Here is a 14,172-nt window from a genome sequence, read left to right on the forward strand (position 1 = left end):
GGTGCAGGAACCGGCGACACTGGCTACGCCAGGCTGGTCGCCGGGTTCCCGTCGCGCAGGAGCAAACGATTACAACATGTAACGACAATTGCATCGGCGCCGCGATCGGCGCATCTTATGTGAACAATAACTTCCACAGGTCCCCGCCATGAGACGCCCGTCCGCCGCGCTGCCCGCGCTCGCCGTACTTTCCCTTCTCATGGCCGCCTGCGGCACGCCGGTGGACACGGCGCAGCCGATTGCGACCACCCCGGCCGCGCCGCCGGCACCGCCCGCACCGCCACCTGTACCCGCGCCAGTCGCGTCGGAACAGGTGACAGTGACCGGCTCGGCCATCAGGCAAAAGTCTTCCGCCTACGGGCGGCCCTCGCCCACCCTGATCTATGGCGGGCCCTTCATTGCGCCTGGCGCCGACAAATTCCCCGACGCGCAGGCGAACAAGGCGGTGCTGGTCGCCGAGCAGCCCGTCTCCACCTTCAGCAGCGACGTCGACACGGCCTCCTACGCCTTCGTGCGGCGCCAGCTGAACGGCGGGCGCATGCCACCGGCAGCCGCGGTACGGGTCGAGGAAATGGTGAATTACTTCCCCTACGCCTACCCGCGGCTGGCGACGCGCGCGCAGCCATTCGCACTGACCACCGAAGTGATGCCGAGCCCGTGGCAGCGCGAGAACCAGCTGCTGCACATCGCCGTGCGCGGCTTCGACCTGCAGGCAGCCGCGCGGCCGCCGCTGAACGTGGTGCTGCTGGTCGACGTCTCGGGTTCGATGGGACCGCCCGACCGCCTGCCGCTGCTGAAACAGGGCTTCCGCCTGCTGGCCGACGGCCTGCGTCCGCAAGACCGGGTCGCGATCGTCACCTACGCCAGCGGCACCGCGGTGGCGCTCGAACCCACCACCGGCCAGGACAAGCAGAAGATCATCGACGCCATCGACGCCCTCGGCGCGGGCGGCTCGACGGCCGGCAGCGAAGGCCTGCAGCGCGCCTATGCGCTGGCCGAGCGCCACTTCGACAAGGGCGCCGTCAACCGCATCCTCCTCGCCACCGACGGCGACTTCAACGTCGGCATCACCGATCCGCGCGAACTCGAAAAATTCGTGGCGGACAAGCGCAAGAGCGGCGTCTATTTATCGATCCTCGGGGTCGGCAGCGGCAACCTGAACGACGCGCTGATCCAGCGCCTGACCCAATCGGGCAACGGCAACGCGGCCTACATCGACTCGCTGCTGGAAGCGAGGAAAGCCCTGGGCGAGGAACTCGGCTCGACCATGTTCCCGATCGCGAACGACGTCAAGATGCAGGTCGAATTCAATCCGGCGCGCGTCGCCGCCTACCGCCTGATCGGCTACGAAACGCGCATGCTGTCGCGCCAGGATTTTAAAGACGACAAGGTCGACGCCGGCGACATGGGCGCCGGCCACACGGTAACCGCGATCTACGAGATCACGCCCGCCGCCGCGGCCGGCAACCTGGTCGATCCGCTGCGCTACGGCGCCGGCAAGCAGCCCGCGCCTGCGCCTGCGTTCGCGTCGAAGAGCGACGAGCTGTGTTTCGTGCGGGTGCGCTACAAGCTGCCGGGCGAGTCGAACAGCCGCCTGGTCGAGCAGCCGGTCCGCGCCGGGTCGGCGCGCAGCGCGCTGGCGGCGGCGCCGCTCGACCAGCGCTTCGCGGTGGCGGTCGCCGCCTTCGGCCAGCGCCTGCGCGGCGAGCCGCAGGTGGCGGACTACAGCTATGCCGACATCGCCGACCTCGCCAACGGCGCGCGCGGCGCCGATACGGAAGGCTACCGCGCCGAATTCGTCCGGCTGGTGCGGCTGACGGAATCGCTGGGCAAGGCGGGACAGGCGGGGCAGCCGTAACCTACCTGTAGGGTGGGCCGGGCCGCGTAGGACCCCGTGCCCACGCGGAATGGGGCACAGCATCCGCGTGGGCTCGGGACGCCCACCCTACGAGTTATCACACGTCAAGTGCAGCAGGCCGTAGGGTGGACGGCTATACCCGAACATGCGCGTCGATGCTGCGTGAACGCCGCCCACGCGTTCAACGCACGGCAGCAGTATTACAGCGCCAGCAAATCGAACAAGGTCAACGCCACCACCTTGGTCGCCCGCCGCAAATCCTCCAGCGCCAGCCGTTCGTCCGCCTTTTTCGCATTCGACTCCGGCACCGTACGCGGACCGGCGCCATACATCACCGCCGGAATGCCGCGCTCACCGTACAGGCGCGCGTCCGCATACAGCGGCGTGCCGACGGCGGGAATCGCTTCGCCGAGCACGGCCTGCGCGTTGCGCTGCAGGCTGGCCACGAGCGCGTCGGCGCCAGGCAGCGGGCGCAGCGCCTGCGACAGCAGCAGGCGCCGGATCTCGAGCCGGATGCCGGGCAGGCCGGCCACCGCATTCTCGATGAGTGCGCGCACGCCCGCCTCCACCGCGGCCGGATCTTCCTCGGGAATCATGCGCCGGTCCATCTTGAGCACCACCTTGCCCGGCACGACATTCGTGTTGGTGCCGCCGTCGATGCGCCCGACCAGCATGGTCGGCGAGTCGATGCCCGGTACGCCCGATTTAATTTTTCTTAACTCCGGCAACTGATCGTAAATTGCGTTCAGGATGCGCGTGGCCGCCTGCAGCGCATCGATCGCGGTCTCGGGCATGGCGCCATGGCCGGCCTTGCCGTGCACCGTCACTTCCAGCTGCAGGCAGGCGTTGTGGGCGGTGACGACCTGGTAGCCGAAGCCGGCCGCGATCACCAGGTCGGGCCGCGTCAGGTTCTGTTCGAGCAGCCAGCCGGGGCCGAGCAGGCCGCCGAATTCCTCGTCGTAGGTGAAATGCAGTTCGACCCCGCCTTTCAGCGGCGCGCCCAATGCCTCCAGCGCGCGCACGGCGAAGATGTAGGTGGCGAAGTCGCTCTTCGAGACGGCCGCGGCGCGCCCGTACAGGAAGCCGTCCTCGATCGCGGCGCCATAGGGCGGATGGGTCCAGCCTTCGCCCGGTGGCACCACGTCGCCGTGGGCGTTGAGGGCGATGGTCGGGCCGCCGTCGCCGTAGGGCCGGCGCACGATCAGGTTGGTGATGCTTTCCATGCCGTAGTCGCGCACCGCTTGCTGCGGCACGGCGTGGCGCTCGGCCTGCCAGCCGAACTGAGACACCATGTCCGCCACGGCTTCGGCATGCGGTGCGTTGTTGCCGGGTGGGGTATCGGTCGGGATGCGCACCACCGCTTGCAGGAAAGCGACCTGTTCGTCGAAGTGGGCGTCGATCCAGTCGATGAGCTGCTGTTTGGTGTCCATGGTCTTCCTTGTTTTCCGGCTTATTTTTCTGCTTATTTTCCAGTCTTTGCGCCGGCTTCGAACCAGGCGCCGACCTGCGCCCGTTCGGCATCGGTCATGTGGGTGAGGTTCGCCAGCGGCATTGCCTTCAGTTGCACCGTCTGCTGGTAGATGCGCGCCGCGTGCTGGGCGACCAGTTCCGGCGAATCGAGCATCACGCCGGCCGGCGCGGCGGCAAAGCCCGGCTGGGTCGGGGTGGCCGCGTGGCAGCTGACGCAGCGCTGGTCGACGATGGTTTTTACTTGCGTGAACTGGGCGGCGACGTCCACGCCCGGCTGTTGCGCCAGCGGTGCGCGTGGCGCGATCAGCACGGCGAGCACCGCCAGCAGCGCGACGCCGGCGGCCGGGTACTTCCACTCGATACGGCCCTTGTGGCGCAGGTTGAAGAAGTGGCGGATCAACACGCCCGCGGCCATGATCACGGCCAGCACCGCCCAGGCGTGTTCGTGGCGGTAGGTCATCGCATAGTGGTTGCTGATCATGAGGAACAGCACCGGCAACGTAAAATAATTGTTGTGGACCGAGCGCTGCTTGGCGCGGATGCCGTACACGGGATCGGGCTTCTGGCCGGCCATCATGGCATTCACCATCTTGCGCTGGCCGGGAATGATCACGTGGGCGACGTTCGCCACCATGATGGTGCCGATCATGGCGCCGATGTGCAGGTAGGCCGCGCGTCCACTGAGCAGGTGCGTGAGCACATAGCTGGCAGCCACCAGGAACACGAAGATGACGGCGCCGAAAGCCAGGTCATGCTTGCCCAACGGGGATTTGCAGAGCAGGTCGTAGACCAGCCAGCTCACCACCAGGCTGCCCAGGCCGATGCCGACCGCCTGCCCGCTCGACAGATCGGCCACGCTGCGGTCGACCATCATCGCCTGCGCGTTCAGGTAGTAGACGATAAACAGCAGCGCAAAGCCGGACAGCCAGGTCGAATACGCTTCCCACTTGAACCAGTGCAGTTCTTTTGGCAGTTCAGCGGGAGCGACGAGATACTTCTGCGGATTGTAGAAGCCACCGCCGTGCACGGCCCAGAGTTCGCCGGCGACGCCCTTTTGCGCCAGGTCGGAGCCGGGTGCAGGTGGCCTGATGGTGTTGTCGAGCCAGACGAAATAGAAGGAGGCGCCGATCCAGGCGATGCCGGTGATGATGTGCAGCCAGCGCACGAGCAGGTTGAGCCATTCGAGGCCATAGGGGGCCAGGTGTCCGAACACGTCCATGCGCAGTCCTTGTCAAAATTTCATTCAAGATAAACCGATTTCTTTTTGCACAACATGAAAGGTGGCGTATATTCGACATACCCGTTCAGATATACAACACGCTCATTCACATGTCCGCCCTGCCCCAGCACCTGGATATTCACCTGATCCGTATCCTCTACCTGCTGCTGGTGGAGAAAAACGTCTCGCGCGTGGCCCTGAAACTGAACCAGCCGCAGCCCTCGATCTCGGCCTCGCTGCGCAAACTGCGCGAACTCACGGGCGACCCGCTCTTGGTGCGCGGTGCGCGCGGCATGGTGCCGACCCAGCACGGCGAAAGCCTGCTGAAGCCGGCCAAGCGCATCCTCGACGAAACCGAGAGCCTGTTCGTAAAAAAATCCGCCTTCGTGCCGGAAGAAGCGGCGCGCACTTTTCACATCGCCGCGCCCGACTACCTCGACACCCAGTTCCTGCCGAACGTCGTCGCGGCGGTGCGGCGCGGCTCGCCCAACAGCCGGGTGGCGATCCACGGCATGGGCGCCGGCGCCGATTACCTGCGCATGCTGTCCGATGGCGAGATGGACCTGGTGATCGCCAACTGGGACGAGCCGCCGGCGCACCTGCACATTTCGAAACTGTTCGAAGACCCGATCGTCTGCACCATGCGCGCCGACAGCCCGTATGCGCGGCGCACGGCGGCCGACGCAATGACCATCGAAGACTACCTCAGTTTGCCGCACGTGGCGCCCTCGCAGACGCTGCCGGGCTACCACGGCGTCATCGATTCCTTCCTCGCACGCCAGGGCATGCACAGGAAAATCGCGGTCGAGTCGCCCTATTTCGGGCTGATTCCCTACATGCTGACCCAGACCGACCTGGTGCTCACCACCGGCCGCCAGTTCATGCGCTCCTACGAAAAGACGCTGCCGCTGAAGACGTTTACGATGCCGCTGAAATTCCCGCCGATGCGCTTTTATCAGCTGTGGCACCAGCGCGTGCACCAGTCGTCGGAACACAAATGGCTGCGCGACCTGGTGGGCCAGGCGGCGCGGGGGCTGGTGTCGAAGTAGCGGCGCAGTTGGCGCTATATGCGCAGCCTTATGAGCGAAGCACACGGAGGATTTATCATCGAACGCTTGACCACCCGAGGCCGACCATGACCACGCTTGCAAGCCTGAATACCCTCGACGATGCCGCCTTCGTCGCCGCGCTCAACGGCATCTACGAACACTCGCCCTGGATCGCCGCCCGCGCCGCTGACATGCGTCCGTTAGTTACATTATCTGGGTTGAAACGCGCCTTGCAGGAGGTCGTCGACGCCGCCAGCGCGGACGAACAACTGGCGCTGCTGCGCGCCCACCCGGAACTGGCGGGCAAGGCGGCGATCGCCGGCGAACTCACGCAAGAGTCCACGGGCGAACAGGCGGCCTCTGGCCTGAACCTGTGCAGCGCCGACGAATACGCGCGCCTGCATCAGCTCAACCGCGACTACAACGACAAGTTCGGTTTTCCCTTCATCCTGGCCGTCAAGGGCCCGACCGGACGCGGACTCACGCGCACCAGCATCATCGAGACCTTTGCGCGGCGCCTGAAGAACACGGGCGCCGACGAACTGGCCGAAGCGCTGCGCCAGGTGCACCGCATCGCCGAGATCCGCCTGAACGCCCTGCTCGGCGTCAAGCCCGAACTGGGCGAACGCATCATGGACTGGTGCGAAACCATCGGCGCCTGGAGCGACGCCGACACCGGCCTCACCTGCGCCTACCTGACGCCGGCGCACCGAAAAACGGCCGCGCAGCTCGCCGCCTGGATGCGCGCGGCCGGCATGGACGCGCACGTCGACGCGGTCGGCAACGTGGTCGGCCGCTACGCCTCGAACGACCCGCAGGCCAGGACGCTGATGACGGGTTCGCACTACGACACCGTGCGCAACGGCGGCAAGTACGACGGCCGCCTCGGCATCCTGCTGCCGATCGCCATCGTCGCCCACCTGCACGCGCGCGGCGAACGCCTGCCCTTCCACCTGGACGTGGTCGGCTTCGCCGAGGAAGAAGGCGTGCGCTACCGCAGCACCTTCCTCGGCAGCAGCGCGATCACCGGACAGTTCGACCCGGCGCTGCTGGATGCCATCGATGCCGAGGGCATCACCTTGCGCGACGCCATCCGCGCCGCGGGCCAGGACCCGGACGCGATCGGCGCCATCGCGCGCAAAGCCGAGGACCTGCTCGGCTTCGTCGAGGTCCACATCGAACAGGGACCGGTGCTGCTCGAGCGCGGCCTGCCGGTGGGCGTGGTGACGGCGATCGCCGGCAGCTCACGCTACCTGGTCGAACTGAGCGGCGTGGCCAGCCATGCCGGCACCACGCCGATGGGCATGCGCCGCGACGCCGCCGCGGCCGCGGCCGAAATCGTGCTGCTGGTCGAAGAACGCTGTGGCGGCACCGCGTCCCTGGTCGGCACCGTCGGCCAGCTCGAGGTGCCGGCCGGTTCGGTGAACGTGATCCCCGGCGCCTGCCGCCTGTCGCTCGACATCCGCGCAGCAAGCGACGCCGTGCGCCTGGCGGCGGTGGACGACATCCTGGCCGGCATCACCGCGATCTGTGCGCGGCGCGGCATCGAGGAAAAATTGTGGAAGATCGTCGAGGCCGATGCCGCCCCCTGCGCGCCACGACTGATGGACATGCTGGGCGCCGCAGTCGAACGCCAGGGCTTGCCGCGCTTCGACCTGCTCTCCGGCGCCGGCCACGACGCCATGCAGATGGCGCAGCTGACCGAGGTCGCGATGCTGTTCACGCGCTGCGGCAATGGCGGCATCAGCCACAATCCGCTGGAGACGATGACGGCGGACGATGCCGAAGCGGCGGCGCAGGTGCTGCTGGATTTCCTGCGCCGGTTCGGAACTTAAGGCCGGGTGGTGCCGGGCAGCTTGCCGCCTACCGTGAGGGCGATGGACAGGCCGATCGAGGCCAGCAGGAGAAACCCGCCCAGGCGCTCGCCGGCCAGGAACAGAAAGGCGAACCAGAACGCCACTGCCCACAGGACGCAGCATGCGATCAGCTTGAACGGATTGCGTGGCGCGGCGATGGCGGCGCTGGCCGCGCGCGGCGCGCCACACACCGGACAGGCCGTGCTGCCGTGCCCGGCGCCGCTGGCACAGCCCGGGCAATGGATCATTTCCATGGTGGCTCCTTCATCGGTTGAGGCGCATGCACCAGGAAAAGCGTACGTGGCCGCCGGCGCGAAGTGGTGATTGCTGTCACGCCCAGCTTAGAGACATCGATGCCAGTGTCAAGGAACACACATGATCGAATTGCGACCGGCACACACTGGTGAACTTGCCCTCCTCTGGGCACTGCGCACGCGCGCGGTGGCCGCCGCCTGCGCCGGGCATTACAGCGCAGCCGTGCTGACGGCCTGGCTGGACGCACCGGCGCCGGATTCCCTGCAGTGCTTGCTGGCGCAAGGCGGCGGCCTGGTTGCCGAGGAAGCGGGACAGGTGCTCGGCTACGCCGTGCTGGACGCCGGCGCCGAGGTGGACGCGGTGTTCGTCGAACCGGCGCAGCATGGGCGCGGGATCGGAGGGTTGCTGCTGGGCGCCGTCGAGGACGCGGCGCGTGCTGCGGGCTGTAAGCGGCTGTTTCTGTCGGCGTCGCTCAATGCGGTGCCCTTCTACCGGCGCGCCGGCTTTGTGGCCGTGCGCGAAGAGATGTATCCGCACCGGTCGGGTGTCGAGATTCCGTCGGTGTTCATGGAAAAGCTGCTCGGCTGATCTTGCTACCAACAGTGGCGCATCGTAGTACGTAGGGTGGACTCCCGAGTCCACGCGTTACGACATCTGCAAACCTGCTGCTCTTCGTGGAGCGCTACCGGTCCGAACATAACGGGTTCGCTGAATAGCCGACGCTGCAAACGCGTGGACTCGGGAGTCCACCCTACGGTACGCGACAGCCAACGGTACGCTTTATTTTGTTCGCCGCGCCAGCACCAAGGCGATGCCACCGAGGATCGCTATCGAGGCAAGCACCAGCCGCAGCGTCACCGCCTCGCCCAGTACCAGCACCGCCCCGAATGCCGTGATCACCGGCACCGACAACTGCACCGTCGCTGCCCGCATCGCCGTCAACGCACGCAGTGCGCTGTACCACAAGGCATAGCCGACGCCCGAGGTGACCGCGCCCGACACGGCTGCCAGCACGACGCCCGTACGGTCGGCATGGGCGGCGCCGGCAAACGGCAACCACAGCACCAGCGCCAGCGGCGCCGCGCGCAGGAAGTTGCCGGCGGTGGCGCGCAGCGGGTCGGCGGAGCCGCGCCCGCGCAGCGAATACACGCCCCAGGCCGCACCCGCCAATGCCATCGACGCCGCGCCCGGCAAGGGCGGCGCGCTCACGCCCGGCAGCATCAGGTAGATCAAACCGGCCGCCGCCAGCGCCAGGCCGCACCAGGCCGGCGCCGTAAAACGCTCGCCGCCGCGCAGTGCCCAGCCGAACATGGTCAACTGGACGGCGCCGAACAGGATCAGCGCGCCGGTCCCCGCCGCCAGGCCGGCGTAGGCAAAGGAAAAGAAGGCGACATAGGCGAACAGCGCTGCCGCCGAGATCCAGTCGCCGCCGGTTCCTGCGCCAGGTCCGCTGTGGCTTCCGGCATGCAGGCGCACGATCAGCGCCAGCGCCAGTGCCCCGGCGACGATGCGGATCGCGCCGAAACTGGCCGGATCGATGCCGCCGCCCGCCAGCGCCAGCCGGCACAGCAGCGAATTGGCGGCAAAGGCCAGCATCGACGCCGCCGTCAGGGCCAGCGTGGCCCAGTGCGGCGGTGCAGCGGCGCGGTCGCGCATGGCGTCTCTCCGGCAAAGTGGAGGTCCAGTGTAAACCCTGGATCAGCGCCGGCGGCGTATTACTCGACTTCGGGCGGCGGCACGCGCCTGGCACTGGTGCGGCTCTTGAGCCAGTCGCGCCCGCCCGCGTTCAGGGCGCGCGCCACCACTGCCGGCGGCAGGCTGTACACGGTGGCCCAGGTGGCGCGGCCATCGGCGCCGTTGGATGGGAAACTGGTGGTCTCGATCGGCCAGTTGTACTTGCGCTTCAGGGTGCGCACGATGGCGGCCAGCGTGACGCGGCCGCGCAGCGGTTCGGCGCCGGTCTGGTCGTCGTCGGACAGCAGCACGGCCAGCACGGCGCCACGCGCCGTCTGCGGACCGGGAAAGGTAGGGGTTTTGCTCGGCATGCGGGGATTGTAGCCGCGTTTTCACACGGCTAGTGCACGCGGGCATACCGAGCCCGCAGTCCAGGACCTCAGGCTGCCAGCCCCGCGTCCGATTCGTTCTCGGCCAATGCGGCCTGCTCCGGTATGCCGGCACGATGCAGCATCGCGTGCAACAGTACGTTGCAGCCGGCCTCCAGGTGCGCCGGTTGCGCATCCTCGATCTCGTTGTGGCTGATGCCATCCTTGCAGGGCACGAAAATCATGCCTGATGGCGCCACGCGCGCCGTATAGATCGCGTCATGGCCGGCGCCCGAGACCACGTCCATCGTCGAATAGCCGAGCTTGTCGGTGGCGGCGCGCACCGCGTCGACGCAATCGGGATGGAAGGGACATGGCGGGTAGTACGAGACGCGTTCGATCTCGATGCCGAGGCCGGTATCAAGGCGCGTCCTTGCGACGAAGGCCAGCATCTCCTCGTGCATGGTGTTCAGGAGTTCGTCGTTCACGTTGCGCAGGTCGATGCTGAATTTCACCTGGCCCGGAATCACGTTACGGCTGTTCGGGAAGACCTGCACCATGCCGACCGTGCCTCGGCCGTAAGGCGGATATCGGTTGGCGATGGCCACCACCTCCTGCATGATGGTGGTGGCCACCTGCAGCGCATCGCGGCGCAAGCCCATCGGGGTCGGGCCGGCATGCGCCTCCATGCCGGTAACAAGGCAGTCGTACCAGGACAGACCCATCACCGCCGGCACCACGCCGATGACCTTGTCGGCGTCTTCCAGCACCGGGCCCTGCTCGATGTGCGCTTCGAAATAGGCGCCGATCGGGTGCTCGCCGGGCTCTTCCTCGCCAAGGTAGCCGATGCGTTCGAGTTCCTCGCGCACCGTCTTGCCGTCGACGTCCTTCGCCGCGTAGGCGCTCTCGAGGCTGAAGGCGCCGCAGAAGACGCCGGACCCCATCATCACCGGCACGAAACGCGAACCTTCTTCGTTGGTCCAGAACGCGACTTCGATGGGCGCGTCGGTGACGATGCCGTGGTCGTTCAGCGTGCGCACCACCTCGATGCCGGCCAGTACGCCGTAGTTGCCGTCGAACTTGCCGCCGGTCGGTTGGGTGTCGACGTGGCTGCCGGTGACGATCGGCGGCAGATTGTCGTTGCGGCCGGGGCGGCGCATGAAGACGTTGCCGATCTTGTCGACCGTGACCGACATGCCGGCTTCCCTGGCCCAGCCGACGACGAGGTCGCGGCCCTGGCGGTCGAGGTCGGTCAGGGTGAGGCGCTTGACGCCGCCTTTCGGGGTGGCGCCGATTTGGGCCAGTTCCATCAGGGAGTTCCACAGGCGTTGGCCGTTGATGCGCAGGGTGTCGGGCATGGTTTCTCCAAAAAGCGGTGTTGAATCGCGGTGCGGTGTGCAGATGTTCGTTGAACGCGTGGACGGCAGAGCCGTCCACCCTACAGCGTCGTAAACGCCGGCCGGTCGATGTGGCGGCCGGCGCCCTCTTCGGCGCGCAGGTCGCCGCGTTCGAAGACGAGCTTGCCGGCGGCGACCGTGTGGGTCGGGATGCCGCGCACGGTGCGGCCCTCGAAGACGTTGAAGCCGCCTTTCGCGAACTGTGTTTTGGCCGAGATGGTCCGGCTGCCGTGCGGGTCCCAGACGACGATGTCGGCGTCGGCCCCGACCGCGATCACGCCCTTCCTCGGGTACATATTAAAAATTTGGGCGGCGTTGGTCGAGGTGACGCGCACGAATTCCGACGGTGTCAGGGTGCCGGAATTCACGCCGGCATCCCAGACCACCGCCATGCGCTCCTCGACGCCGCCGCAGCCGTTCGGGATGCGCGTGAAGTTGCCGGCGCCGGCCGCCTTTTGCTCGGCGCAGAAGGTGCAGTGGTCGGTCGCCGTCGTGTGCAGGTTGCCGCCGCGCAGGCCCTGCCACAGCGCCGCCTGGTGGTGCTTGCCGCGAAACGGCGGGCTCATCACGTGGCCACGGGCAAAGTCCTCGTCTTCGCTGGCGTACACGCTGTCGTCGATGACCAGGTGCCCGGCCAGCGCTTCGCCATACACGCGCTGGCCCTTGGCGCGGGCGCGGGTGATCGCATCGAGCGATTCGGCGCAGGACACGTGCACGATGTACACCGGGGTGCCGAGCACGTTGGCGATCGCGATCGCGCGATTCGCCGCTTCGGCCTCGACTTCGGGCGGACGCGACAGCGGGTGCGCGCGCGCGCCGGTGATGCCGCGTGCCAGCAGCTCCTGCTGCAACTGGAAGACCAGTTCGCCGTTCTCGGCGTGCACGGTCGGGATCGCACCCAGCTCCAATGCGCGCCTGAAACTTTTCACGAGCGTTTCGTCGTCGGCCATGATCGCGTTTTTATACGCCATGAAGTGCTTGAAGCTGTTGACGCCATGCTCGCGCACCAGCGTGCCCATGTCGGCATGCACCGATTCGTCCCACCAGGTCACGGCCACGTGGAAGGTATAGTCGCCGGCCGCTTTCCTCGCCCAGCCGCGCCAGTTACGCCAGGCTTCCATCAGCGGCTGCTTGGGGTCGGGAATCACGAAATCCATGATGGTCGTGGTGCCGCCGGCCAGGCCCGCCGCAGTGCCGGTAAAGAAATCGTCGGCGGTGACGGTGCCCATGAAGGGTAGCTGCATGTGGGTGTGGGTATCGATCCCGCCCGGCATCACGTACTGGCCGCCCGCGTCGATGACGGTGGCATTCGCAGGCGCGTCGATGCTCTCGCCGACGGCCACGATCTTGTCGCCGAAACAGAGCACGTCGCCGCGGAAAGCGCGGTCGGCGTTCACGATGGTACCGCCGCGGATGATCGTCGTCATGGACACTCCATTGTCAGGTTGGGGAATCAGGTTGGAGAGCGGGCCGCCGTGCGTACTGCCTGCGTCGTGCGGCCCTTCATCATCAGGCCGTACACGATGGCGGCAATGACGACGCCGACGAACCAGGCATAGGTATAGATCGTCTTGAACGCCTCGCTCACGTGCGGGAACGAGGCCGGCAAGGCCGCGTTCAGGAAGCCCGGCAGGTTGGGCAGCACGCCGGCGGCAAAGGCGACGATCGCGGCGATGTTCCAGCCGCCGCGGTAGGTGTAGGCGCCTTCGTCGCGGTACAACTGGCCGACGTCGAGTTCGGTCTTGCGAATGAAGTAATAGTCGATGATCATAATGCCGGCGATCGGTCCGAGCAGCGCCGAATAGCCGGTCAGCCAGATGAAGATGTAGTTTTGCGAGGACTCGAGGATTTTCCAGGGCATCATCGCCAGCGCGATGCCGGCCGTGATGTAGCCGCCGACACGGTAGGAGATGCGCTGCGGCGACAGCGCCGAAAAATCGTAGGCCGGCCCGACCAGGTTGGCGGCCAGGTTGACGCTGGCGGTATCGATCAGCAGGATCAATAAGGCGACCAGCACCGCCACGCCGGTCATGCGGCTGGCGACGTCGACCGGGTCCCACAAGGCTTTACCGTAGAGGACGATCGTGGCCGAGGTGACGGTCACCGCCAGCGCCGCCAGCAACGCCATCGGCAGCGGCAGGCCGAGCGACTGGCCGATGACCTGGTCGCGCTGGCTCTTGGCGAAGCGCGTGAAGTCGGGAATGTTCAGCGCCAGCGTGGCCCAGTAGCCGATCATGGCGGTCAGCGAAGGCCAGAACACGGACCAGAACAGGCCGGCTTTCGTGCCGCCTTCGACGAACTGCGAAGGCTGGTCGAGCAGCGGCCCGAAGCCGCCGACCTTGTCGTAGACCCACCACAGCAGCACGAAGCAGATCGCGATCTTCAGCGGCGCCGTATAGGTTTCCAGCTTGCGGATCGACTCCATGCCGTGCACGACGAAATACATCTGGATCGCCCAGAAGGCCAGGAAGCAGGCCAGCTGGCCGCCATTGATGCCCAGGCCCGGCAGGTTGTCGCCACCGATCGGGCTGCCCAGCAGCACGCCCAGCAGCGTATAGATCATGCTGCCGCCGAACCAGGTCTGGATGCCGTACCAGCCGCAGGCGACGATCGCTCGCATCAGCGCCGGCAGGCGCGCGCCGCGCGTGCCGAAGGAAGCACGCGCCAGCACCGCGTAGGGAATGCCGTATTTGGTGCCGGCATGGCCGATCAGGAGCATCGGCAACAGCACGATCACGTTGGCGAGGAACACGGTCATCACGGCTTGCCAGGCCGACATTCCGCCTTCGATCAGGCTCGAGGCCAGCATGTAGGCCGGAATGCTGATCACCATGCCGACCCAGAGTGCGGCGAAGTGGTACCAGCGCCAGGTGCGCTGGGCGGCGCTGGTGGGCGCCAGGTCGTGATTCCAGAGTTCGTTGCTGACGGGGTGTTGCGTCAAGGTAGACTTTTCCAAACGGGTATCTCCAAACAGGTTGCTGGTTCAACCCAGTGTAGCGCAAACATTTATGCAGGCGCGAGCGGCT

The 14,172-nt window shown here is 66.8% G+C and carries 12 protein-coding genes; 4 read left to right on the forward strand and 8 right to left on the reverse strand.

Annotated features, from left to right (window positions below; all coding sequences use genetic code 11):
* The first annotated feature begins 148 nt into the window (after positions 1-148).
* Positions 149-1,858: a vWA domain-containing protein gene (locus IFT60_RS03770; protein WP_192049644.1), complete on the forward strand. Its 1,710-nt coding sequence runs from the start codon at positions 149-151 to the stop codon at positions 1,856-1,858.
* Positions 1,859-2,058: 200 nt separating this feature from the next.
* Here the strand turns inward: IFT60_RS03770 and IFT60_RS03775 are convergent, their stop codons facing one another.
* Positions 2,059-3,288 carry a M20/M25/M40 family metallo-hydrolase gene (locus tag IFT60_RS03775; protein ID WP_192049646.1) on the reverse strand — a complete coding sequence of 410 codons (1,230 nt, stop codon included), beginning with the start codon at positions 3,286-3,288 and terminating at the stop codon, positions 2,059-2,061.
* Between the two features lie 32 nt (positions 3,289-3,320).
* A complete protein-coding gene (locus IFT60_RS03780; protein WP_192049648.1) occupies positions 3,321-4,547 on the reverse strand; it encodes a urate hydroxylase PuuD in 1,227 nt (408 codons plus the stop codon).
* Between the two features lie 110 nt (positions 4,548-4,657).
* Between IFT60_RS03780 and IFT60_RS03785 the strand changes: the two genes are divergently transcribed.
* Positions 4,658-5,596: a LysR substrate-binding domain-containing protein gene (locus IFT60_RS03785; protein WP_192049650.1), complete on the forward strand. Its 939-nt coding sequence runs from the start codon at positions 4,658-4,660 to the stop codon at positions 5,594-5,596.
* A gap of 86 nt (positions 5,597-5,682) precedes the next feature.
* On the forward strand, positions 5,683-7,431 hold the full coding sequence (locus IFT60_RS03790; RefSeq protein WP_192049652.1) for an allantoate amidohydrolase: 1,749 nt from the start codon (positions 5,683-5,685) through the stop codon (positions 7,429-7,431).
* Here IFT60_RS03790 and IFT60_RS03795 read toward each other — a convergent pair.
* Positions 7,428-7,706: a hypothetical protein gene (locus tag IFT60_RS03795; protein ID WP_192049654.1), complete on the reverse strand. Its 279-nt coding sequence runs from the start codon at positions 7,704-7,706 to the stop codon at positions 7,428-7,430. The genes IFT60_RS03790 and IFT60_RS03795 overlap by 4 nt on opposite strands.
* A 121-nt stretch (positions 7,707-7,827) precedes the next feature.
* On the opposite strand from IFT60_RS03795, the gene IFT60_RS03800 reads away from it, so the two are divergent.
* Positions 7,828-8,295 carry a GNAT family N-acetyltransferase gene (locus tag IFT60_RS03800; RefSeq protein ID WP_192049656.1) on the forward strand — a complete coding sequence of 156 codons (468 nt, stop codon included), beginning with the start codon at positions 7,828-7,830 and terminating at the stop codon, positions 8,293-8,295.
* Positions 8,296-8,487: 192 nt separating this feature from the next.
* Here the strand turns inward: IFT60_RS03800 and IFT60_RS03805 are convergent, their stop codons facing one another.
* The 5 genes from IFT60_RS03805 to IFT60_RS03825 all read right to left on the reverse strand — a co-directional run bounded on the left by IFT60_RS03805 (position 8,488) and on the right by IFT60_RS03825 (position 14,087).
* Entirely contained in the window at positions 8,488-9,363 is an 876-nt protein-coding gene (locus IFT60_RS03805; RefSeq protein WP_192049658.1) for a DMT family transporter, read from the reverse strand.
* Between the two features lie 59 nt (positions 9,364-9,422).
* A complete protein-coding gene (locus IFT60_RS03810) occupies positions 9,423-9,752 on the reverse strand; it encodes a hypothetical protein (RefSeq protein ID WP_192049660.1) in 330 nt (109 codons plus the stop codon).
* 68 nt (positions 9,753-9,820) lie between these two features.
* Positions 9,821-11,107, reverse strand: a complete 1,287-nt coding sequence (locus tag IFT60_RS03815) for a Zn-dependent hydrolase (RefSeq protein ID WP_192049662.1) — start codon at positions 11,105-11,107, stop codon at positions 9,821-9,823.
* An 80-nt stretch (positions 11,108-11,187) separates the two neighbouring features.
* Positions 11,188-12,573: a dihydropyrimidinase gene (gene hydA, locus IFT60_RS03820; protein WP_192049663.1), complete on the reverse strand. Its 1,386-nt coding sequence runs from the start codon at positions 12,571-12,573 to the stop codon at positions 11,188-11,190.
* 26 nt (positions 12,574-12,599) lie between these two features.
* Positions 12,600-14,087, reverse strand: coding sequence for an NCS1 family nucleobase:cation symporter-1 (locus IFT60_RS03825; protein ID WP_192049665.1), 1,488 nt, complete (start codon positions 14,085-14,087; stop codon positions 12,600-12,602).
* Positions 14,088-14,172 lie beyond the last annotated feature (85 nt).

Origin of the sequence: Massilia sp. CFBP 13721 (genome assembly GCF_014842025.1) — a bacterium.
Lineage (GTDB): Bacteria > Pseudomonadota > Gammaproteobacteria > Burkholderiales > Burkholderiaceae_D > Telluria.

Excerpts from the sequence above, each read along its gene's own strand:
- IFT60_RS03780 (WP_192049648.1), bottom strand. The coding sequence starts at position 4,547 with ATGGACGTGTTCGGACACCTGGCCCCCTATGGCCTCGAATGGCTCAAC.
- hydA (WP_192049663.1), bottom strand. The coding sequence starts at position 12,573 with ATGACGACGATCATCCGCGGCGGTACCATCGTGAACGCCGACCGCGCT.
- IFT60_RS03800 (WP_192049656.1), top strand. The coding sequence starts at position 7,828 with ATGATCGAATTGCGACCGGCACACACTGGTGAACTTGCCCTCCTCTGG.
- IFT60_RS03790 (WP_192049652.1), top strand. The coding sequence starts at position 5,683 with ATGACCACGCTTGCAAGCCTGAATACCCTCGACGATGCCGCCTTCGTC.
- IFT60_RS03775 (WP_192049646.1), bottom strand. The coding sequence starts at position 3,288 with ATGGACACCAAACAGCAGCTCATCGACTGGATCGACGCCCACTTCGAC.
- IFT60_RS03805 (WP_192049658.1), bottom strand. The coding sequence starts at position 9,363 with ATGCGCGACCGCGCCGCTGCACCGCCGCACTGGGCCACGCTGGCCCTG.
- IFT60_RS03785 (WP_192049650.1), top strand. The coding sequence starts at position 4,658 with ATGTCCGCCCTGCCCCAGCACCTGGATATTCACCTGATCCGTATCCTC.
- IFT60_RS03795 (WP_192049654.1), bottom strand. The coding sequence starts at position 7,706 with ATGGAAATGATCCATTGCCCGGGCTGTGCCAGCGGCGCCGGGCACGGC.
- IFT60_RS03810 (WP_192049660.1), bottom strand. The coding sequence starts at position 9,752 with ATGCCGAGCAAAACCCCTACCTTTCCCGGTCCGCAGACGGCGCGTGGC.
- IFT60_RS03815 (WP_192049662.1), bottom strand. The coding sequence starts at position 11,107 with ATGCCCGACACCCTGCGCATCAACGGCCAACGCCTGTGGAACTCCCTG.
- IFT60_RS03770 (WP_192049644.1), top strand. The coding sequence starts at position 149 with ATGAGACGCCCGTCCGCCGCGCTGCCCGCGCTCGCCGTACTTTCCCTT.